Here is a 20,917-nt window from a genome sequence, read left to right as displayed (position 1 = left end):
CGTCGCATATTCCATACCCCAGTGTCGGGGTCAAGCCGGGCGACGCATCCCGGCCAAAACGCCCCTACCCGCCCAGCATCATCAGCCAGAACGGCAGGGTCGCGCAGCCCAGGAAGGTCGTCTGGGCGATCACCGTCGCCACGGCCTCGCGGTCCGCACCGAAGACCGAGGCCAGCACATGCGCCGCCGAGGCCGAGGGCAGCGCGGCAAAGATCACCAGCACCGTGCGGTATGGGGTATCCATCCCGATCAGGCCGGTCACGGCAAAGGTCACCGTCGGCAGGATTACCAGCCGGATCACGTTGATCGCCAGCTTGAAGAGATCGAGCTTCGCCAGCGCCTCGAGCCGCAGCGCCGCCCCGATTGAGATCATCGCGATCGGCAGCGCGGCGTCCGACAGCCGGTCAAGCGGGGCCAGCACCAGGTCGGGCGGGCGCAGTCCCGCGATGGACAGGGATATGCCCAGGAAGGATGCCAGGAAGAACGGGTTCAGCAGGATCTGCTTGACCGTATGGCCGAACGACATCGCGTTGCCCCGCGACAGCCCCGCCACCGCAAGGATGTTCGCCACCGGCACCGCAAGCCCGATGGCGATCGACAGGATCGCGCGATATTCGTCGGGAAAGCCCTGGATGCAGACAAAGCCAAGCGCGGTGTTGAACCGCCAGCTGCACTGCCACATGCCCGCGAAGTCCAGAAACCGGTCGGGCCCCAGGGGCCGCGCCAGCCAGGCGAGTGTCAGCCCCAGCCCCATGATCGCCCAGACCCCCGGCCCGATCAGCAGCAGGTCAGCCGTCGTCGGCACCCGGCCAAGCGTGGCCAGGAAGACCAGCGCGGGAAACAGCAGCAGGTAATTCAGCCGGTCGATCCCCTGCCACACCGCCGCCGCCAGCTGACGGCGCATCACGACGCCCAGCACGATCAGCGCGAAGTCGGGGATGAGGGCAAGAAGTACGGGCGACAAGGGCAGGTCCGGTCAGGCGGGGTCTTGCCCCCGTGATGCGCCGCCCTGCCCCCCTTGGCAAGCCCCTGACCTTACGTGCAATGCCGCTTGTTCCACCGCATCGACGACCACAGCGCCACGCCGATCAGCGCCGCGCCGCCCAGCCCGGTGATGACCTCGGGGATGTGGAAGAACGACTGGATGTACATGATGACCGACAGCACCAGGATCGCGTAGAAGGCCCCGTGTTCCAGATACCGGTACTGTGCCAGTGTGCCCTTTTCGACCAGCATGATGGTCATCGACCGCACGTACATCGCGCCGATCCCCAGCCCGATCGCGATGACGAACAGGTTCTTAGACAGCGCGAAGGCCCCGATCACCCCGTCAAAGGAAAACGACGCGTCCAGCACCTCGAGGTAGAGGAACGCGCCCAGCCCGCCCTTGGCGCCTTCGACCAGCGTCGCCTTTCGGTCCAGCACGCCGCCCAGCACCTCGACGCACAGGAAGGTCACCAACCCCCAGATCGCCGAGGACAGGAAGACGCGGCTTTCCACGTCGTCGTGCAACTTGGTGAAGGCCAGCACGATCAGCAGCACCACGGCCACCTCGATCCCCTTGACCGTCGCGTAAGAGGCCGCCTTGGCCTCGATCCAGCGGACCCAGTGGATGTCCTTTTCGCCGTCGAAGAAGAAGGCAAGCCCGACCATCATCAGGAAGGTGCCGCCGAAGGCCGAAATCGACAGATGCGCGCCTTCCATGATGTGGGCGTATTGCTCGGGGTTCGAGGCAGCCAGCACCAGCGCCTCCCACGGGGTGACCTTGGCGGCGACCACCACGATCAGCAGCGGGAACAGGATCCGCATGCCGAAGACGGCGATCAGGATCCCCCAGGTCAGGAACCGGTGCTGCCATTCCGGCGTCATCGTCTTGAGCTTGTTGGCATTCACGATGGCATTGTCGAACGAGAGGCTGATTTCCAGCACCGCCAGCACGGCAACGATGAAGAAGATCGTCAGCATCCCGTTCAGGCTGCCGGTCTGCTGCCAGCCCAGCACCGCACCAAGCGCAAGCCCCGCGAAGGTGACGATGAAGGCCCATTTGAAGTAATGTATCACGCCATGCGCGGGGCCCTGCCGCAGCTTGGTTCCTTGGGGGTCGGTCATGTTGAACAATATCGCGGCAGATGAGCGTTCAGTGCCGACATCGCACATGCGCCGCTCGCATGTGCCAGAGGGGCCCGGTCACCGGTCATGGGGCAAAGCTGGCTTCGCCGTCGGAATATCTGGTGTCACCCGGGCGCGCGTCAATGGCCCGACCGAAATAATTCGGACGGGTCATCGGGCATGCCTGCGGTTGCATCATCAGAGGCGCGGTTTGACGGCGGACCGGGTGGCGACGCCTGCACCGAACCCCTGGGCAAAGGCTGCGCTCAGCCCGCTCATGCTAAGCGGAGCGGCGGCAGCCGGGGGAACGTAAGGGCGCCGTGCGCCGATCGCGATGACGACCAGTCCAAGGCCGAAATAGACCCCGCCGATCACCAGCGCCGCGAATTGCGCATCCCGCATTTCGACCAGGGTGATCCAGGCCGACACGGTCAGGAAGGCCGCCCCGATCATCATCAGAAAGGCGCCGCCCAGGCCAAAGCCTGCACGACGCAGCGAGAGTTTGAGCGAGGTCAGCATCGCGACCTCTTACCGACGTGCCGAAAGCAGCCCGACGAGAAAGCCGAGACCGGCGGCAATGCCCACGGCGGCGGCCGGGTTGTCGCGCACGGCGGTCTCGGCCTGTGCATAGCCCTGGCGCACCTGCGCTTCGGCATCGGTGCGCAGGGTGTCCGCGCGGCTGCGCAGCTCTTCCGCCTTTCGGGTAGCGGCAGCCTTCGCTTCATCCGTACGCGCGCGACCGTATTCACCAACGGTCTTGGTCAACTGCGCCATGTCGGCCTGCAGGGCGGCGATCTGGTCACGGACTTCATCCGCGCTTGCGGGAACGGTGCCATTGGAATTTGCACGAGCCATGATTTGTCTCCTGTCTACGTTTCTGTTGACGGAAAAACGCATGTCCCCGGCGATTGTTCCCACGATGGCCGCCAAATCCCGGTTTCGCAGGCTATCGTCGTTAATACATTTCAAATTACGGCAGTCTTACCGCCTTATGGCCCTCACATCGCCGCAATTTGCACTCATGTTCACCTAGAACCAGCCCAAGAGGTGAGTCCATGCCCATCACATCCTGGCGCGCATCCCTGCGCCCTGCCCTTCTGAGCCTGCCCATTGCCGCGCTGAGCCTTGGCGCCACCGCGACACCGTCGCAGGCCGGGCTGGGTGATTTCCTGAACTGCTTCTTCGGCTGCTACGGCGGTGGCGGCGGCGGTTGGAGCGGCGGCGGCGGCGGCGGTGGCAATACCGATGTCGACCCGACGGGCGTGATCCACACGGTCTTCATCGTCGGGGACACCTTCTTTCCCACCCGCGTCTACGCTGAGCCGGGCGACGAGCTGAAGTTCTACAACCTGCGGAATTCGTCGATCAAGGTTCAGGCGGACGACAGTTCGTGGAACACCGGCTGGCTGTCGCGCAACCAGTCCTGGTCCATGGTCATGCAGTCCGACGACGAACTGGATTTCCGAAAAAGCAGCTATGGCTACACGTCCATGCGCGGTGAAGTCCGGCTTGAGGATCGCCCCTCGTCGGTCGACTTTGGCGACCTGATCGATCCGAACGGCAATATCATCGGCAAGGATGGTGAAACCGTCGAACTGGCGTCGGGCCTTGGCTACACGCTGGCCGGCGTATCGGGCCTGTTGCAGGACGTCGGCAACGGCCTGGGTGGTCTGCTGGGTGGTGGCCTAGGCCTTGGCCTGACCAACGACTACGGACAGGGCAACAACACCAACTAGCCGATCGGGGCCACCAGCCCTTCACCGCTGGCGCGGTTGGAGTTCACCTCCGTCCCGACGCGGTACATGTCATAGACCTCATCCGGCGCGGCCCGCATCAGGCGGGCGGCGCCTTTTCCGTCCTCGCCCAGCCACAGCCCCCAGTCGTCCGGCTCGAGCAGCACGGGGATACGGTTGTGGATCTCGGCCATCTGTCCCTCGGCCTCGGTCGTGACGATGGCGCAGGCCGTCAGTGCGTCATCGCCACGGCTCCAGTCCTGCCAGATGCCCGCGACGACCATCGGCGCACGGTCCCGGCGGTGGATGAACCACGGCAGTTTCTGGTCGCCCGCGCGGTCCCATTCATAGAACCCGTCCATCGCGATCAGGCAGCGCCGTTCCCGCGCGGCTGCCCGGAACGCGGGCTTTTCGGCGATGGTTTCGGCCCGCGCGTTGATCAGCAGCGGCCCGTCATTTGGCGCCTTGTACCAGTGCGGCACGAACCCCCACCGCATCGCCCGCAGCCGCCGCCCCGTTTCGTCCAGCGAACAGACATTGACCTGCACGGTCGGGCAGACATTGAAGTTCGGCACCTCGGCCAGATCGTTCGCGGGCACAGCCTTGAACAGCTGCGCCATCGCGTCGGGCGGCAGGGTGACCGCGAACCGTCCGCACATCAGCGCGCAAAGGCGCGGCGGGCCATTTCGATCCGCGCCTCCATCATCGACATCTCGGTCATGATCTCGCGGCGCTTCGTACGATCGGATTCCTCGACCAGTTCGGCCCGCAGCGCCGTCAGCCGCCGCGACAGCGTCACGAATTCGGGCTCGGCCCTGTTCTCCTCCATGATCCGGCGGATCAGCGCGTTCTCAGGGTCGTCGACACGCGGCAGCGGCTTGCCCGCGCCCGGCAGGTTGTCGAAGTCGCCGTTGCGTTCGGCTTCGGCGATCTTGGCCGAGATGAGGTCGATCAGAGGATGGTCCATGCGGTCAATGTAGGGCGCCCCCGGCGTGGACGGAAGCCCCCGACGTGAAGCCCCGGTCGGACACCCCGACAAGCGCGCAGACCGCCTGTGCGCGCCTGGGGGAATGCAAACGCCCCGCGCCGTGCCACATTGGGTCCAACGAGAGGAGCCCCACATGACCTTCGACATCCGCAAGGAAGATGGCGCGACCAAGGGCCGGTTCACCGTGACGGTGGACGGCCACGAGGCCGAGCTGACCTATTCCCGTCTCAGCCCGACCCGCATCATCGCCGACCACACCGGCGTGCCTGAAGCCCTGGGCGGCAAAGGCGTTGGCCTGGCCCTGGTCGAGGCGCTGGTCGCCGACGCCCGCGCCACCGGCACTACGGTCGTCCCGCTCTGCCCCTTCGTGAACGCGCAACTGGCCCGCCACCCCGCGTGGTCGGACGTCTTCGAGGGAGCCTGACATGAGCTGGAACCCGACCCACGGCCCCGACGGTGACACCAGCCTCGACAGCATCGAGACGGTGATCATCCCCCGCGCCCGAGACTTGGGCGGCTTCGAAGTGCGCCGCGCCCTGCCCTCGGTCGACCGTCAGATGGTCGGGCCCTTCATCTTCTTCGACCAGATGGGCCCGGCCGAATTCATCACCGCGCAGGGCATCGACGTGCGGCCGCATCCGCACATCGGCCTGGGCACGGTCACATACCTCTACAAGGGCGAATTCGAACATCGCGACAGCCTGGGCACGCATCAGATGATCCACCCCGGAGAGGTCAACTGGATGCTCGCCGGGCGCGGCGTGACCCATTCCGAACGCACCTCGGAAGACACCCGCAAGGCGCCGCATTCGATCCTGGGCATCCAGACTTGGGTGGCCCTGCCGGAAAACCGCGAAGATCTGCCGCCCGCCTTCGAACACCACAAGCGCGACGCCCTGCCCCTGCTGGAAGACAACGGCAGTTCCGCCCGGCTGATTCTAGGCACGGCCTGGGGCGAACGCGCCCCCGTGACCATGCAGTCCGAGATCTTCTATGCCGACGTGACCCTCGCCCCCGGCGGCACCCTGCCCCTGCCCGACGATCACGAGGATCGCGGGATCTATGTCCTGAGCGGAGAGATCCAGATCGCCGGAGAGAGCTTCGCGGCCGGGCGCATGATGGTCTTCCGTCCCGGAGACAGGATTTCCGTGCGCGCCGGATCGCAGGGCGCGCGGATCATGGCGCTTGGCGGTGAAACCCTCAATGGTCCGCGCTACATGTGGTGGAACTTCGTCTCGTCTTCCCCCGACAAGATCGAAGAGGCCAAGTCCGCCTGGAAGACCGCCGACTGGGCCAATGGCCCCTTCAACCTGCCCCCCGGCGACGCGGAGGAGTTCATCCCGATCACCGACGACATGGACCGGATGAAGATCAAGCGGTAGGCGGCGCGCGGGGTGTCCGCGTCCTTCGCGCCACGAAAAACCCCGCCGGATCTCTCCGGCGGGGTCGTCCTTGCCCGGTATCCCGGACTTACTTCTTGGTAATACGCCCGTCGGTGTAGGGCGTGTAGGGTGCGTTGGCGGCCAGGTATTCCGCCGTCACGTCTGCAAGGTCCGGCCCGAAGTCATAGGCGTTCGCCGCGTCGGTGAACATCTTGTAGCCGTCGCCGCCATTGCGGACATAGTTGTTGGTCACGGCCAGGTAGGTCTTGGCGGGATCGATGGCGACAAAGCTGTCACCTTCCTTGACCATGACGTCCGACACCCGCGACCCCGGCTCTGCCGCCGCGTCGAAGGTGAACTTGATGCCCGCCACCTGCGGGAAGCGGCCTGCGCCTTCCTCGATCTGGCTGACACCGTTTTCCAGCGCCGCAACGATGGTTTCGCCGGTGGCCTCGAAAGTCGACAGGGTGTTCTGGAACGGCAGAACCGTCAGCACTTCGCCCATGGTGACTTCGCCCGCGTCGATCGACGCCCGCAGACCACCGCTGTTGGCGATGGCGATCTGCACGCCCTGGTCCGCGACGCGGTCCAGCATGGCGTCGGCCACCAGGTTGCCCATGCCGCATTCCTGCGCGCGGCAGACATCGCGGTTGCCCTCGATCGCTTCCGAGGTCTCGGCGACCACCTTGTTGCGGATCTCGTCCAGCGGCGCGGCGGCCTCGGTGATGCGGGCCTTGGTGGATTCGTCCTCGGCCACGGCGCCGTCCATGATGATCGGCGCGCCCACGGCTTCGGTCACGTTGCCTTCGTCGTCGAAGGTCACGTTCAGCTCGCCCAGGAACTTGCCGTAGGCATAGGCCGACACGATGGCGGTGGAGCCGACCATGGTCGGATAGGCACCCTCGGCCCCTTCCATGTCACCCAGCAGGGTGTTGGTGTGGCCGCCCACGATCACGTCGACGCCGGTGGTCTTCTCGGCCACCATCTTGTCGACGCCGTAGCCCGAATGCGACAGCACGATGATCTTGTTCACGCCCTCGGCGGTCAGCTTGTCGACCTCGCCCTGAACGGCGTCCGAGGGATCGGTGAAGATGATGTTCGGACCCGGCGACGCCAGTTCATCGGTGTCCTGCGGCGTCAGGCCGATCAGGCCGATCTTCTCGCCGCCCTGTTCGATCACCGTGGATTTCATCAGCTTGTCGGCCAGCAGCGGCTCGCCCGAGACATCGGCATTGGACATCAGAACAGGGAAGTCGACCGCATCCATGAAGCCGCGCAGCACTTCTGGGCCGTCGTCGAACTCGTGGTTGCCCACGGTCATCGCCGTGTAGCCCATCTTGTTCATCATCTCGGCCGCAAGCTTGCCCTTGTAGTAGGTGTAGAACAGCGTGCCCTGGAACTGGTCGCCCCCGTCCACGAGGATCGAGTTGTTGGACCGCGCGCGGGCTTCTTCGACTGCCGTCACCAGGCGGGCCGACCCGCCAAAGCATTTGCCTTCCGTGTTGTCCTCGGCCGAGCAGCCGGAATCATATTTCGAGATCGGTTCGAACCGCGCGTGAAAATCGTTCGTGTGCAGAATGGTCAGCGAATAATCGGCCATCGCGGTGCCGGCAGAAAGCGCCAGGGCAGCGACGGAAGACAGAAAACGGACAGACATGGGAAGTCCCCTGTTGGTTGGTGATGGCTGGATGCTGCATCGCAAAGGCCCGCGCTGTCAAAGCACATCTCGCCCGCCGAGAGGCTGCGCGGTCATAACCAAGCGGCAAGTGCCCGCGCGCGGGCAGGCGCACCCTCTTGACCGGACCCGAACGGCGGGGCATCCCCTTCGCCATGCTGATCTACAAGATATTCCGCGGCCCCGAGTGGCAGAGCCTGGCGCAGGAGGGATCGACCCTCGGCGCGCCGATCGACCTGACGGATGGCTACATCCATTTCTCGACCGCGACACAGGCGGCGGAAACGGCGGCCAAGCACTTTGCCGGGGCGACGGGCCTTGTCCTGGCGGCGATCGATACCGATCTGCTGGGCGAGGACCTGGTGTGGGAACCCTCGCGCGGCGGGGCGCTTTTCCCGCATCTCTACCGTGCGCTGTCCCTGACCGAGGTCGCCTGGCACGCCCCCCTGCCGCTGGTCGACGGCGCGCACCAGTTCCCGGAGCAGATGGTATGAGCACGCTTGAATCCCTGGGCCTTGCCGCGCTGCGCCGGATCGATCCGGAACGCGCGCACCGGCTGGCGCTTCTGGCCCTGCGCTCGGGCCTGGCGCCCCTGCCCGGCCCGGTGACCTCACCGCGCCTGCAGACCCGCATCGCGGGCCTCTGGCTGCCCAACCCCGTGGGCCTGGCCGCCGGGTTCGACAAGAACGCCGAATGCCTGGCCCCGCTGGCCCGCGCGGGCTTCGGCTTTGTCGAGGTCGGCGCCGCCACGCCCCGTCCGCAGCCCGGCAACCCCAAGCCGCGCCTCTTCCGCCTGCCCGAGGACGGCGCGGTCATCAACCGCTTCGGCTTCAACAACGACGGGATGGAGGCCATCGCCGCCCGCCTTGAAAAACGCCCCGAAGGCGCCGTCGTGGGCCTGAACCTCGGCGCGAACAAGGACAGCGCCGACCGGGCCGAGGATTTCGCCACCGTGCTCTCGCGCTGCGGCCCGCACGTCGATTTCGCGACCGTCAACGTCAGCTCGCCCAACACCGAGAACCTGCGCGATCTTCAGGGCGCCGCCGCGCTCGAGGCGCTGCTGCAGGGCGTGATCGAGGCGCGCAACTGGCTGCCGACCCGCATCCCGGTCTTCCTCAAGATCGCGCCCGATCTGACCGACGCCGAACTGGCCGATATCGCGCGGGTCGCGATCTATCGCGGTGTCGACGCCATCATCGCCACCAATACGACCCTGTCGCGGCGCGGCATCTCGAACCCGAACCGTGACGAAAAGGGCGGCCTCTCGGGCGAGCCGCTCTTTGCGCGCTCCACCCAGATCCTCGCGCGGCTGCACGAGATCACCGACGGCACGATCCCGCTGATCGGCGTGGGCGGCATCACGACAGGCGAAGACGCCTATGCCAAGATCCGCGCCGGCGCATCGGCGGTGCAGCTCTACACCGCGCTGGCCTACCACGGCCTGTCGCGCGCGGCCGATATCGCCCATGACCTAGACACGCTTCTGGAGCGTGACGGCTTTGCCAATGTGGCCGACGCCGTCGGCACCGGACGAAAGGACTTCCTGTGATCCTCTGGCACAATCCCCGCTGCACCAAGTCGCGGCAGACGCTTTCCCTGATCGAAGGACGCGGCTACCAGCCCCGCATCCGCCCCTACCTCAACGATCCGCCGTCCGAAGACGAGATCCGCGCAGTCCTGTCGATGCTGGGCGTCAAGCCGATCGCGATGATGCGTCGCCGCGAAAAGCGCTTTGCCGAACTGGGCCTGACGCCGGAAACCCCCGACGACACGATGATCCGCGCCATGGCCGAGAACCCGATCCTGATCGAACGCCCGATCCTGATCTTCGGCAACCAGGCCGCCATCGGCCGCCCGCCCGAAGCCGTTCTGCCGCTGCTGGACGACTGACCCGCGCGGCCTTCCTTCACATTGCCGAAAATACTCCGGGGGAGTCCGCAGGACGGGGGCAGCGCCCCCCGCCCGGCCTGCCCTATGCGGCCACCACCGACCGCTCCAGCGCCGGATAGCGAAACGCCAGCGTGATCCCGCGCGCCGCGAAGGAAACCAGCAGCGCCATCCACAGCCCGTGGTTGCCGAAGGCCGGGATCAGCGCATAGACCGCCGCGATGTAGACCACGAAGCTCACCGCCATCATGTCGCGCATGTCCCGTGACCGGGCCGCGCCGATGAAGATCCCGTCCAGCATCCACGACGCGCAGCCCACGATCGGGGCCGCGACCATCCACGGCAGGTAGACCCGGGCGGCCTGCTGCACCTCGGGCGCCTTGGCCATCAGGTCGATGATCCAGCCCCCCGCGACGAAGAACGCCAGCGCCAGCGCGGCACAGATGCCGACCCCCCAGACGCTGGTCATCACCGCGCCCCGGCGCAGCCCCGCGCGGTCACCCCGCCCCATGGACTGCCCGACGAAGGCCTCGGCGGCAAAGGCGAAGCCGTCCATCGCATAGGCGATGATGAACATGAACTGCGTCAGCACCTGGTTCGCCGCCAGCTGCACGTCGCCGAAATCCGACCCGAAGTAGACAAACGACACCAGGATCACTTCCAGAAGCAGCGACCGGATCAGGATGTCGCGGTTGACCACGGCCATCCGCACCAGACGCGCCCGGTCGAAGACCCGGGCCCAGTCGCGCCAGGCGGGCACGCGGAACGCCGCGCGGCACAGCCAGAGCCCGACAAGGCAGCCCGACCATTCCGACAGGAAGGTCGCGACCGCCACCCCCGGCACGCCCCAGTCGAAGACCAGCACGAACAGCAGGTCCAGCACGATGTTCATGCCGTTCATGACCATCTGGATCACCATGACCGCGCCGGTGCGTTCCTGCGCGATCAGCCAGCCGGTCAGCCCGTAGACCGCAATCGCGCCGGGCGCCGACCAGATCCGGATCGACATGTACTGCCGCGCCAGAGTCTCCACCTCGTCCGAAGCCGGGGACAGCGCGAAGGCCGCCGCGAAGATCGGCCATTGCAGCACGATCATCGCCAACCCGCCCGCCCCCGCGATCAGCAGCGCGCGGGTCAGCAGCGCCGCGACCTCTCCGGTCTGGCCCGCGCCCACGGCATTGGCGGTCAGCCCCGTCGTGCCCATGCGCAGGAACCCGAAGATCCAGTAGATCGCCGTCAGGGTGATGCCGCCGATGGCCACGGCGCCGATCGGCGCGGCCTCTCCGATCTGGCCGACAACGCCGGTGTCGACCGCCGCCAGCAGCGGGATCGTGGCATTCGACAGCACGATCGGCAGGGCGATCTTCAACACCCTTGCGTGGGTGATCGGGTCAGCCATCGTCCTTCGCCGGTCGCTTGGGCATCAGGAAATGGCCCATGGCCTGGGCAAAGGGCCGGTCGCGGTTGTCCTGCCAGGCCTCGACCTGGACCGAGGCATAGCGCCGCCCCGACCGGGTGATCCGCGCCCGGGCGTAGGCGTCACGCGGCAGGCCCGAGCGCAGGTAGTCGATGGTGAAGTCGATGGTCTTGGGCAGCCGAAGCGGCCCGGCCTCGCCCTTGGGCGTCGCGCCTTCGATCTCGTCCCAGATCATCGACCAGCCCAACCCGACAAGCGCCGTGATCTCCAGGAAACCGGCCGTCACCCCGCCGTGGATCGCAGGCAGGAAAGGATTGCCGATCAGGTCGTCGCGGAACGGCAGCACCGCGGTCAGCTCGTCTCCGCGCCGGTCGAACTGCACGCCGAGAAACTGGATGTAGGGCACGCCGGCCACCAGCGATTCCAGCGCGGCATCGCGGCGCTGCTTGACCACCTGGACGGGTTCGGGACGGCGGCTCATGGTTTCACCGTGAAGGTAAAGGCCCCGGTGGCCGAGGCCACGGGACGGTCGCGATCATCATCCAGCGCCACCGCGCGCACGAAGGCCACCGACCGGGTCACCTGGTAGCAATGCGCCTGCGCCACCAGCGCCTGTCCCGGCGTGGCCGCCCGCATGTAGTCGATCCGCAGGTCCAGCGTGGCCGTGCCCCCGCCATTGTCGGGATGCGCGATCACCGCCGCACCACAGGCAGAATCAAGCAGCGCCGACACCGCGCCGCCATGCAGCACCCCCGTCTCGGGATCGCCGACCAGCCGTTCGTCATAGGGCATCGAGAACTCGGCCCGCCCGTCACCCAGCTGGTCGAGCGAAATGTTCAGCGCCTTGGCATGCGGCAGCGCCTCCATGAACTCGCGGGCGACCCGCAGCATTTCCTCGGGCGTCTGTATCTTGCTTGGATCCGGTGGCATGGACATGGCGGGATTGTTTCCTTTCCGGCGCATATGATCGGCAATATCGCGACAGGGCAATAGCATACCCCGGATGGATGACTTGCCCTTCCCCGCGGACATCTTCAAAATGACCCCACGTCACAACGTGGATGCGAGGGACAGCCATGGGACAGGGTGGGGCAGACGAAACCCGACTGAGCTTTAAGGAGATGTGCGAAAGGTTCGACGTGACCCCGCGCACCCTGCGCTATTACGAATACATCGAACTGCTCAGCCCCGAACGGCAGGGCCGGTCGCGGTTCTACCACCCGCGCGACTTCGCCCGCATGAAGCTGATTCTGCGCGGTCGCAAGTACGGCTTCTCTCTCGAACACATCCGGCAGTGGCTGGATATCTACGACGAACAGGGCTCTGCCGCGCAGATGGCAACCTGGATCGAAAGCGCGGATGCGCAACTGCAGGAACTGGAGACTCAAAGACGCCAGATCGAGGAAACGATCACCGAATTGCGCGCGCTGCGGGATCGCACCGCCGCATCTCTCGAGGTCTATGAAGAATCAACCGACGTCGTCAGCGACATCGTCGAGAATTGATGCCTCAGACATGTTTTTCACAAGGAAAACTTGGCCTTAGAGAACCAATCTAACGAGTCTCGAGTTTACAAAAGTTTCACCGAATGCGCCCCTTTCTTCGCTGATCTTACGTCAGCTTGGAAATGACGTGACGTACCGCTTACGTAAGCGTCAACTCATGTTGTAATGAGGGGCGTGTTCTGATTTTTGACCGACCGATCAAATCTGATGGGATGGAAATCATGGACACCGATCGACTGATGACGATCCGCGAGATGTGCGATGCCTACGAGGTAACGCCGCGCACCCTGCGGTTCTACGAAGCAAAGGAGCTGCTCTTTCCGATCCGCGAAGGCCAGAAACGGCTTTTCACCCGGCGTGACCGGGCGCGGCTGAAACTGATCCTGCGCGGCAAGCGTTTTGGCTTCAGTCTCGAGGAACTTCGCCAGCTGCTGGACCTGTATGACATGGGCGACCAGCAACACACGCAACTGGTGAAGACCTACGAGATTGCCGAACAGCGCCTGGCCGACATGGAGGCGCGTCGGGCCGAGCTCGACGAAGCGATTTCGGACCTGAAAGAGCAGATGGATTGGGGGGCGAAGATGATTTCGTCCCTGCAGAACGGAACGAAGGCGGCCGAGTAATCGCTCGGCCCGTGAAGGGAGAGAGAGATGCCGACATTCACAGCCCCCGTCAAAGACATGCAGTTCGTGCTGCATGACGTGCTGAACGCCTCTGGCCAGGATATCCCCGGCTACGACGAGTTGGACCGCGACTTCACCGCCGCGATCCTGGAAGAGGCCGGCAAGATCTCCTCCGAGGTCTTCGCGCCGCTGAACGCCGTCGGCGACCAGCAGGGCGTCACGTTGGAAAATGGCGTGGTCCGCACGCCGGAAGGCTTCAAGGCGGCCTTCGACCAGTTCCGCGACGGCGGCTGGTCGGGGCTGGACTGTGACCCCGACTACGGTGGCCAGGGCCTGCCGCATCTCGTCTCGACCGCGACGGGCGAGATTTTCTCGGCCGCGAACATGGCCTTCATGATGTACCCGGGCCTGACCCACGGCGCCTATTCCGCCATCCACGCCCATGGCACGGATGAGCAGAAGCAGACCTATCTGCCCAAGATGGTCAGCTGCGAATGGACCGGCACCATGAACCTGACCGAACCGCACTGCGGCACGGACCTGGGCCTGATGCGCACCAAGGCCGAACCCTCGGGCGACGGCAGCTACAAGATCACCGGCCAGAAGATCTTCATCTCGGCCGGCGATCACGACATGTCCGACAACGTCATCCACCTGGTGCTGGCCAAGATCCCCGGCGGCCCCGAGGGCATCAAGGGCGTCTCGCTCTTCATCGTCCCGAAGTTCATGGTGAAGGACGACAACACGCCCGGTGACCGCAACTCCCTCTCGGTCGGCAAGATCGAAGAGAAGATGGGCATCCACGGCAACGCCACCTGCGTCATGAATTACGACGGCGCGACCGGCTACCTGCTGGGCGAAGCGCACAAGGGCATGCGCGCCATGTTCACCATGATGAACGAAGCGCGTCTGGGCGTGGCGATGCAGGGCCTGAGCCAGGCCACCGTCGCCTATGAAAACGCGCTGGCCTACGCCAAGGACCGCCTGCAGGGGCGCGCCATCACCGGCGCGGAAAACCCCGACGGCCCCGCCGATCCGCTGATCGTGCACCCGGACATCCGCCGGTCGCTGATGGACCAGAAAAGCTTTGTCGAGGGCGCCCGTGCCTTTGGCCTCTGGTCCGCCTCGCTGATCGACCGCGCGCATCGCAACAACGACGCCGAAGCCGAAGGCCTGGTGTCGCTGATGACCCCGGTGCTCAAGGGCTTCCTGACGGACGAAGGTTTCGACATGGCCGTGCTGGCACAGCAGGTCTATGGCGGGCATGGCTACATCGAGGAATGGGGCATGTCGCAATACGTCCGCGACGCCCGCATCGCCATGATCTACGAAGGCGCAAACGGCATCCAGGCGCTCGACCTCGTCGGCCGCAAGCTGGCCGCCGGTGGTGGCAAGCCCGCCATGGCCTTCTTCGAAGAGATCAAGTCCTTCATCAAGGCGAACTCGGACGACGAAGACCTGAAGACCGCCTTCATGGAGCCGCTCAAAGGCGCCTCCAAGCAGCTGCAGGAAGCGGCGATGTTCTTCATGCAGCAAGGCATGAAGAACCCGAACGAGGCGCTGGCGGGGTCTTATGACTTCATGCACCTCTTCGGTCACGTCTGCCTGGGCTACATGTGGGCCCGCATGGCCGTCGCCGCCAAGGCCGCACTGGCCAACGGCGCCGAGGACAAGGACTTCTACGAATCCAAGCTTGCGACGGGCCGCTATTACATGGCCCGCCGCCTGCCCGCCTGCGCCATGCACGTGGCCCGGATTACCTCCGGTGCCTCGACTGTCATGGCGCTGGACGCGGCCAACTTCTGAGCCGGGACAAACCCGCGCCTTTCTTCCGACAGGGGGCTCCGGCCTCCGCTCACGGACCCGGGCCCCGGCCCGGTTGAAGGCCACGGGTGTCCATGCGGGGTTGCATGGACACCCGAACGCCCCACCTTGGGGACGAGAGGGAGGACACATGCCCAAACGCTTCCGCCTGACCCGCCGCTTCCCGGTCGCGATGACCGAAGACGGCTATCGCCGCCTGAAACGCTTCGCATCCGAAGCCGGGCTGGACGAAGGCGAGGCCCTGTCCTTCCTGTTCGAGAACTTCGACAGCGTGACGGATGAGGACAACCTCACCCACCGGCTGCGGCTGTTCAATTCGGAACTGGAGGATCGCAAGAGATGACCGGCCCCGCCATGTTGTCCGACCCTGGCGCCAAGGCGATGCGTCGATGCCTCCGGCGGGAGTATTTCCGGCAAGATGAAGCGGCAACGTCCACCCCGCACCACGGGGACGCATCCAGCGCGGCGCGGGGCTTCACCTTGCGCGTCCATCGGCTCTCCAGCCTGTAACGCAGGTGTAGGATACGCGGGTTAACCTTAACGGCAGATGAACCGCCCCTTCATCTTGCCAGAAATACTCCGGGGTGCGGGGCTGGCCCCGCGGCACAACAGTCCAAGGGAGGACGGACATGATCAAACTCTATTGCTTCGGGGAAAGCGGCAATGCCTACAAGGCGGCCCTGCCCCTGTCCCTTTCCGGCCTCGAGTGGGAACCGGTGAAGGTCGACTTCTTCGGTGGCGAGGCGCGCAGCCCCGAATATACCGCCATGAACACCATGGCCGAGGTGCCGGTGCTGAAGGATGGTGACGTCACGATTTCCCAATCCGGGGTGATCCAGATGTACATCACGGAAAAGACGGGAAAATTCGGCGGCGCGACGGCAGAAGATAACCGCCAGGTCATGCGCTGGATGTTCTGGGACAATCACAAGATGTCCTCGCAATGCGGCACGCAGCGGTTCCTGATGAACTTCCTGCCCGAGGACAAGCGCCCGGCCGATGTGATCGCCTTCAACGCGGGCCGTCTTAAGGCCGCGTTCAAGACGTTGAACACCGCCCTCGAAGGCCGCGACTGGCTGGTGGGCGACAGTGTGACCAACGCCGATTTCTCTTGCTGCGGCTACCTGTTCTATCCCGAGCCCTTCGGCTTTGACCGTGCCGACTGGCCCAATATCGATCGCTGGCTGTCCAACATCCAATCGCTGGACGGCTGGAAACACCCCTATGACCTGATGCCCGGCCGCCCGTCGGACCGTGGCCTGTGACCTGAAGGAGGCAGACATGACCGAAGCCTATATCTACGACGCCATTCGCAGCCCGCGTGGCAAGGGACGCCCGGACGGGTCCCTGCACGAGGTGACCTCGGTCGCCATGGGCAAGCAGATGCTGAACGCCATCAAGGACCGCTCGGGGCTGGACGGCCACGCGGTCGAGGACGTGATCTGGGGCAATGCGACCCAGGCGATGGAACAGGGCGGCTGCCTGGCGCGGACGACCGTGCTGGCCTCGGACCTTGATCAGCGCATTCCCGGCCTGTCGATCAACCGGTTCTGTGCCAGCGGCATGGAAGCCGTGAACCTGGCCGCAAACCAGGTGAAGGGCGGCGCGGGCGAGGCCTATATCGCCGGGGGCGTCGAAATGATGTCCCGCGTGCCCATGGGATCGGACGGCGCCGCCGTGGCGGTTGATCCGACCGTGGCCATCGACGACTACTTCGTGCCGCAGGGCATTTCCGCCGACATCATCGCAACCGAATACGGGTTTTCCCGCGATGACGTCGATGCCTTTGCGGTCGAAAGCCAGAAGCGCGCCGCCGAGGCCTGGGCCGACAAGCGGTTCGCGAACTCGATCGTGCCGATCCGCGACGTGAACGGGCTTACGATCCTGGACCACGACGAATTCATGCGCCCCGGCACAGACATGCAGTCGCTTGGCGGGCTGAAGGCGTCTTTCAAGGACATGGGCGAGGTCATGCCGGGCTTCGACAACGTGGCCAAGCTGAAGTACCCGCACCTTGAGCGGATCAACCACGTGCACCATGCCGGGAACTCCTCGGGCATCGTTGACGGGTCCGCCGCCGTGCTGATCGGCAACAAGGAATTCGGCGAAAAATACGGGCTGAAACCCCGTGCCCGCATCCGCGCCACCGCCAAGATCGGCACCGATCCGACGATCATGCTGACCGGCCCGGTGCCCGCCACGCAGCGCATACTGGAACAGTCCGGCATGTCGATTTCCGACATCGACCTCTTTGAGGTGAACGAGGCGTTTTCCTCGGTCGTGCTGCGCTTCATGCAGGCCTTCGACGTCGACCATGACAAGCTGAACGTGAACGGCGGCGCGATTGCCATGGGTCACCCCCTTGGCGCATCCGGCGCGATCATCATCGGCACCCTGCTGGACGAGCTTGAGCGGCGCGGCCTGGGCACTGGCCTTGCGACGCTTTGCGTGGCCTCGGGCATGGGTGCTGCGACGATCATCGAACGCGTGTAACCGGACCCCTTGATTTCAACTCCGATCAGGAGAACCGATATGACTGAATTCACACTGGAAAAAGGCGCCGACGGCGTCGCCATCATCACCTGGGACCTGCCCGGGAAATCCATGAACGTGCTGACGCTTGAGGGCGCGCAGCAGCTGGACGCCGCCATCGACGACGCGCTGGCCGATGACGCGGTCAAGGGCATCGTCATCACCTCCGGCAAGGACAGCTTTGCCGCCGGGATGGACCTGAACGTGCTGGCGGGCATGAAGGACAGCGGCGCGCAGGGCGTATTTGACGGCGTCATGAGCCTCCACCACATGCTGCGCAAGATCGAACGCGCCGGCATGGAGCCCAAGACCAACAAGGGCGGCAAGCCGATCGCCGCCGCCCTGCCCGGCACCGCCATGGGCATCGGGCTGGAACTGCCGCTGGCCTGCCACCGCATCTTCGCCGCCGACAACCCCAAGGCCCGCATCGGCCTGCCGGAAATCATGGTCGGCATCTTCCCCGGTTCGGGCGGTACCACGCGGCTTGTGCGCAAGCTGGGCGTGATGGGTGCCTCGCAGTACCTGCTGCAGGGCAAATCCGTCGATCCGAAGAAGGCGAAATCGGCAGGCCTCATCGACGAGGTTGCCGAAGATCCGGTCGCGGCCGCGAAGGAATGGGTTCTGTCCGAGCCCAAGATCGTCAAACCCTGGGACGAAAAGGGCTTCAAGCTGCCCGGCGGGGCTCCCTATCACCCGGCAGGATTCCAGACCTTCGTCGGCGCCAACGCCATGGTCAACGGCCAGACCTGGGGCGCCTTCCCGGCCCCCAAGGCGCTGCTCTCGGCCGTCTATGAAGGCGCGATGGTGCCCTTCGACACCGCGCTGAAGATCGAGGCACGCTGGTTCACCTCCGTCATCATGAACCCGTCCTCGGGCGCGATGATCCGGTCGCTTTTCCTTAACAAGGAAGCGTTGGAGAAGGGCGCGAACCGTCCCGAGGCCCCGGATCAGACCGTCAAAAAGGTTGGCGTCATGGGCGCGGGCATGATGGGCGCGGGCATCGCGCTGGTGTCGGCCCAGGCCGGCATCGAGGTCGTGCTGATCGACCAGAAGCAGGAGGCCGCCGACAAGGGCAAGGCCTATGCCGAGAGCTACTTCGAAAAGGGCATCAAGCGCGGGAAGTCCACGCCTGAAAAGGCCGAGGCGGTGCTGTCGAAGATCACGGCAACCACCGACTATTCGGCTCTGTCCGACGCGGACCTCATCATCGAGGCGGTGTTCGAGGACGTCGGCGTGAAGGCCGAGGTCACGAAGAACGTCGAAGCCGTGGTGCCCGAGGACTGCATCTTCGCCACCAACACCTCGACCCTGCCGATCACCGATCTGGCGAAGGCGTCGAAGCGGCCCGAGCAGTTCATTGGCATCCACTTCTTCTCGCCCGTCGAAAAGATGCTGCTGGTCGAGATCATCAAGGGCGCCGAGACCGGCGACCGCGCGGTGGCCAAGGCGCTCGACTACGTGCGTCAGATCCGCAAGACGCCGATCGTCGTCAACGACGCGCGCTTCTTCTACGCCAACCGCTGCATCATCCCATACCTCAACGAAGGCGCCCGCATGGTTGCCGAAGGGGTGGAACCGGTGCTGGTCGACAACGCCGCGCGTTTGCTGGGGATGCCCGTCGGCCCGCTGCAGCTGATCGACGAGACCTCGATCGACCTCGCCGTCAAGATCGCCAAGGCGACGAAGGAAGCCCTGGGCGACAAGTATCCGTCGGACAACAAGCCGGTCGATGACCTGATGTTCGCGCTTTACGATCAGGGTCGCCTGGGCCGCAAGTCGAACGCGGGCTTCTACAGCTATGACGACAAGGGCAAGCGGGAAGGCATCTGGGACGGTCTTGACGACCTGACGCCCACGCTCGACGACCAGCCCGACCTGATCGAGGTGCAGCATCGCCTGATGTTCGCCCAGGTGCTGGAAGCTGTCCGCGCGCTGGAGGAAGGCGTGCTTGAGGACATCCGCGAAGGCGACGTCGGCGCGATCCTCGGCTGGGGCTTCGCCCCCTGGTCCGGCGGGCCCTTCAGCTGGCTCGACATCCTCGGCGCGGAATATGCGGCTGAGCGCTGCGACCAGCTGGCCCAGAAGTTCGGGCCGCGCTTCTCCTGCCCCGACCTCCTGCGCGAGATGGCGTCGAAGGGTCAGTCCTTCTATGGCCGCTTCGGTCAGGACGCGAAGGCGGCGTAAGCCACTGCCAGACAAACGAAACGGCCTCTTCGGAGGCCGTTTTTTTGCGCCATATCCCGCACAGAGTCCAAAGGGGGAATCGCGCCGTCCCGCCGACTTGGCCCCTGCCCGCTTCCCCGAAGGGATCCGTAGCGCTACACTGCCTGAAAACAAACAGAAGCAGTGCCCATGATCCCTCTCCGTGCCGCCCTCCTCGCGGGGCTGACCTTGTTGCCCGTTGCCGCCCATGCCGCCGATCCCTACCGGGTTGCGGGGGTCGAAGACGAAGACCTGCTCAAGATGCGGGCCGGGCCCGGGACCGGGTTCGACGTGATCGTCGGGCTGCCCAATGGCACGCGCCTGCTGGTGCAAAGCTGCGAACGCAGCGGGGCGACGGTCTGGTGCAAGGTCTCGCTGGATCGGGCGCGGCGGCTCAAGGGCTATGTCTCGCAGGCCTATATCCGGCCCGAATGACCCGCGCCCAATCCCTTTGAACTCCGGTCCCGGCTGGCCTATAGACTGCACCCGCAGCATCCAGCCGAGGGCCCCCATGAGCACCGAAAAGACACTCGTTCTGTCCAGCGACCACGCCGACATCGACCTGCGGCGCACCATCGCCGCCCATGCCGAGGCACAGGGCTGGACCGTCACCGACATTGGCCCCCAGACCAATGAGAGCACGCATTACCCGCTGCACGGCGAAGCGGCGGCCAAGGTCGTGGCCTCGGGCCAAGCGCGGTTGGGGATCGTGATCTGCGGCACGGGCCAGGGCATCATGATGGCGGCGAACAAGGTCAAGGGCATCCGCTGCGGCGTCTGCCACGACACGTTCTCGGCCCGGATGATCCGCCAGCACAATGACGCCAACATGCTGTCCATGGGGGCGCGGGTGATCGGCCAAGGCTTGGCGCTGGATATCGTCGACGCCTTCCTGTCGGCCGAGTTCGAAGGCGGCCGTCATGCGACCCGCGTCGACATGATCACCGCGATCGAAGGCTGACGCCGCCGTCACGACCAACAGACGACAAAAAAGACCACGGCCTGCGCCGTGGTCTCAGTCCGCCCGACGTGGACGG

25 protein-coding genes are annotated in these 20,917 nt (G+C 65.3%); 15 read left to right on the top strand and 10 right to left on the bottom strand.

Annotated elements, in window-relative coordinates; all coding sequences use genetic code 11:
* Window positions 1–64 precede the first annotated feature (64 nt).
* The 4 genes from E4S58_RS14930 to E4S58_RS14915 form a co-directional block, all read right to left on the bottom strand.
* The gene (locus E4S58_RS14930; protein ID WP_240789571.1) at window positions 65–964 is read right to left on the bottom strand and encodes an AEC family transporter; all 900 of its coding nucleotides are present in this window, start codon (window positions 962–964) and stop codon (window positions 65–67) included.
* Between the two features lie 71 nt (window positions 965–1,035).
* On the bottom strand, window positions 1,036–2,109 hold the full coding sequence (locus E4S58_RS14925; RefSeq protein ID WP_136637250.1) for a DUF475 domain-containing protein: 1,074 nt from the start codon (window positions 2,107–2,109) through the stop codon (window positions 1,036–1,038).
* A gap of 198 nt (window positions 2,110–2,307) precedes the next feature.
* Window positions 2,308–2,628 (bottom strand): hypothetical protein, encoded by a 321-nt coding sequence (locus tag E4S58_RS14920; protein ID WP_136637249.1) that lies wholly within the window; start codon window positions 2,626–2,628, stop codon window positions 2,308–2,310.
* Between the two features lie 9 nt (window positions 2,629–2,637).
* The gene (locus tag E4S58_RS14915) at window positions 2,638–2,964 is read right to left on the bottom strand and encodes an ElaB/YgaM/YqjD family protein (protein ID WP_136637248.1); all 327 of its coding nucleotides are present in this window, start codon (window positions 2,962–2,964) and stop codon (window positions 2,638–2,640) included.
* 200 nt (window positions 2,965–3,164) lie between these two features.
* Between E4S58_RS14915 and E4S58_RS14910 the strand changes: the two genes are divergently transcribed.
* Window positions 3,165–3,845: a hypothetical protein gene (locus E4S58_RS14910; protein WP_136637247.1), complete on the top strand. Its 681-nt coding sequence runs from the start codon at window positions 3,165–3,167 to the stop codon at window positions 3,843–3,845.
* Here E4S58_RS14910 and E4S58_RS14905 read toward each other — a convergent pair.
* Window positions 3,842–4,501: an SOS response-associated peptidase gene (locus E4S58_RS14905; RefSeq protein WP_136637246.1), complete on the bottom strand. Its 660-nt coding sequence runs from the start codon at window positions 4,499–4,501 to the stop codon at window positions 3,842–3,844. The two genes, E4S58_RS14910 and E4S58_RS14905, sit on opposite strands and share 4 nt — an antisense overlap.
* Window positions 4,501–4,809: a DnaJ family domain-containing protein gene (locus E4S58_RS14900; protein WP_136637245.1), complete on the bottom strand. Its 309-nt coding sequence runs from the start codon at window positions 4,807–4,809 to the stop codon at window positions 4,501–4,503. Before E4S58_RS14900 ends, E4S58_RS14905 begins: the two co-directional genes overlap by 1 nt.
* Window positions 4,810–4,963: 154 nt before the next feature.
* On the opposite strand from E4S58_RS14900, the gene E4S58_RS14895 reads away from it, so the two are divergent.
* Window positions 4,964–5,254: a GNAT family N-acetyltransferase gene (locus tag E4S58_RS14895; protein WP_136637244.1), complete on the top strand. Its 291-nt coding sequence runs from the start codon at window positions 4,964–4,966 to the stop codon at window positions 5,252–5,254.
* Window position 5,255: 1 nt separating this feature from the next.
* Entirely contained in the window at window positions 5,256–6,212 is a 957-nt protein-coding gene (locus E4S58_RS14890; protein WP_136637243.1) for a pirin family protein, read from the top strand.
* A gap of 88 nt (window positions 6,213–6,300) precedes the next feature.
* Here the strand turns inward: E4S58_RS14890 and E4S58_RS14885 are convergent, their stop codons facing one another.
* Window positions 6,301–7,869: a bifunctional metallophosphatase/5'-nucleotidase gene (locus tag E4S58_RS14885; protein WP_136637242.1), complete on the bottom strand. Its 1,569-nt coding sequence runs from the start codon at window positions 7,867–7,869 to the stop codon at window positions 6,301–6,303.
* A gap of 173 nt (window positions 7,870–8,042) precedes the next feature.
* On the opposite strand from E4S58_RS14885, the gene E4S58_RS14880 reads away from it, so the two are divergent.
* Genes E4S58_RS14880 through arsC form a run of 3 tightly spaced genes read left to right on the top strand, consistent with a single transcriptional unit; the run spans window position 8,043 to window position 9,777 of the window.
* Window positions 8,043–8,381, top strand: a complete 339-nt coding sequence (locus E4S58_RS14880; protein WP_136637598.1) for a DUF952 domain-containing protein — start codon at window positions 8,043–8,045, stop codon at window positions 8,379–8,381.
* Window positions 8,378–9,436 carry a quinone-dependent dihydroorotate dehydrogenase gene (locus E4S58_RS14875; RefSeq protein ID WP_136637241.1) on the top strand — a complete coding sequence of 353 codons (1,059 nt, stop codon included), beginning with the start codon at window positions 8,378–8,380 and terminating at the stop codon, window positions 9,434–9,436. Before E4S58_RS14880 ends, E4S58_RS14875 begins: the two co-directional genes overlap by 4 nt.
* The gene (arsC, locus tag E4S58_RS14870) at window positions 9,433–9,777 is read left to right on the top strand and encodes an arsenate reductase (glutaredoxin) (RefSeq protein WP_136637240.1); all 345 of its coding nucleotides are present in this window, start codon (window positions 9,433–9,435) and stop codon (window positions 9,775–9,777) included. The genes E4S58_RS14875 and arsC overlap by 4 nt, the downstream gene beginning before the upstream one ends.
* An 82-nt stretch (window positions 9,778–9,859) precedes the next feature.
* Here the strand turns inward: arsC and E4S58_RS14865 are convergent, their stop codons facing one another.
* Genes E4S58_RS14865 through E4S58_RS14855 form a run of 3 tightly spaced genes read right to left on the bottom strand, consistent with a single transcriptional unit; the run spans window position 9,860 to window position 12,121 of the window.
* Window positions 9,860–11,173, bottom strand: a complete 1,314-nt coding sequence (locus tag E4S58_RS14865) for an MATE family efflux transporter (protein WP_136637239.1) — start codon at window positions 11,171–11,173, stop codon at window positions 9,860–9,862.
* Window positions 11,166–11,672 (bottom strand): PaaI family thioesterase, encoded by a 507-nt coding sequence (locus E4S58_RS14860; RefSeq protein ID WP_136637238.1) that lies wholly within the window; start codon window positions 11,670–11,672, stop codon window positions 11,166–11,168. Before E4S58_RS14860 ends, E4S58_RS14865 begins: the two co-directional genes overlap by 8 nt.
* The gene (locus tag E4S58_RS14855; protein ID WP_420821287.1) at window positions 11,669–12,121 is read right to left on the bottom strand and encodes a PaaI family thioesterase; all 453 of its coding nucleotides are present in this window, start codon (window positions 12,119–12,121) and stop codon (window positions 11,669–11,671) included. The genes E4S58_RS14860 and E4S58_RS14855 overlap by 4 nt, the downstream gene beginning before the upstream one ends.
* Before the next feature lie 146 nt (window positions 12,122–12,267).
* Here E4S58_RS14855 and E4S58_RS14850 point away from each other — a divergent pair, with 146 nt between their 5' ends.
* The 9 genes from E4S58_RS14850 (at window position 12,268) to rpiB (ending at window position 20,841) form a co-directional block, all read left to right on the top strand.
* Window positions 12,268–12,696, top strand: coding sequence for a MerR family transcriptional regulator (locus E4S58_RS14850; protein ID WP_240789569.1), 429 nt, complete (start codon window positions 12,268–12,270; stop codon window positions 12,694–12,696).
* 221 nt (window positions 12,697–12,917) lie between these two features.
* A complete protein-coding gene (locus tag E4S58_RS14845) occupies window positions 12,918–13,322 on the top strand; it encodes a MerR family transcriptional regulator (RefSeq protein ID WP_136637236.1) in 405 nt (134 codons plus the stop codon).
* A 27-nt stretch (window positions 13,323–13,349) separates the two neighbouring features.
* Window positions 13,350–15,128 carry an acyl-CoA dehydrogenase C-terminal domain-containing protein gene (locus tag E4S58_RS14840; RefSeq protein ID WP_136637235.1) on the top strand — a complete coding sequence of 593 codons (1,779 nt, stop codon included), beginning with the start codon at window positions 13,350–13,352 and terminating at the stop codon, window positions 15,126–15,128.
* Window positions 15,129–15,276: 148 nt separating this feature from the next.
* On the top strand, window positions 15,277–15,489 hold the full coding sequence (locus E4S58_RS14835) for a hypothetical protein (RefSeq protein WP_136637234.1): 213 nt from the start codon (window positions 15,277–15,279) through the stop codon (window positions 15,487–15,489).
* 286 nt (window positions 15,490–15,775) lie between these two features.
* On the top strand, window positions 15,776–16,411 hold the full coding sequence (locus E4S58_RS14830; RefSeq protein WP_136637233.1) for a glutathione S-transferase family protein: 636 nt from the start codon (window positions 15,776–15,778) through the stop codon (window positions 16,409–16,411).
* Between the two features lie 16 nt (window positions 16,412–16,427).
* Window positions 16,428–17,639 carry an acetyl-CoA C-acetyltransferase gene (locus E4S58_RS14825; protein WP_136637232.1) on the top strand — a complete coding sequence of 404 codons (1,212 nt, stop codon included), beginning with the start codon at window positions 16,428–16,430 and terminating at the stop codon, window positions 17,637–17,639.
* A gap of 39 nt (window positions 17,640–17,678) precedes the next feature.
* Complete coding sequence (locus E4S58_RS14820) at window positions 17,679–19,862, top strand: 3-hydroxyacyl-CoA dehydrogenase NAD-binding domain-containing protein (protein ID WP_136637231.1); 2,184 nt, start codon at window positions 17,679–17,681, stop codon at window positions 19,860–19,862.
* A 168-nt stretch (window positions 19,863–20,030) separates the two neighbouring features.
* Window positions 20,031–20,315 carry an SH3 domain-containing protein gene (locus E4S58_RS14815; protein ID WP_136637230.1) on the top strand — a complete coding sequence of 95 codons (285 nt, stop codon included), beginning with the start codon at window positions 20,031–20,033 and terminating at the stop codon, window positions 20,313–20,315.
* 76 nt (window positions 20,316–20,391) lie between these two features.
* Window positions 20,392–20,841, top strand: coding sequence for a ribose 5-phosphate isomerase B (rpiB, locus tag E4S58_RS14810; protein WP_136637229.1), 450 nt, complete (start codon window positions 20,392–20,394; stop codon window positions 20,839–20,841).
* Window positions 20,842–20,917: the final 76 nt, after the last annotated feature.

It is taken from the genome of Pseudooceanicola onchidii (assembly GCF_004959925.1).
Classification (GTDB): Bacteria; Pseudomonadota; Alphaproteobacteria; order Rhodobacterales; family Rhodobacteraceae; genus Pseudooceanicola; species Pseudooceanicola onchidii.
The sequence above is the reverse complement of the archived record's forward strand: the minus strand, read 5'-3'. Positions and strand labels throughout refer to the sequence as shown.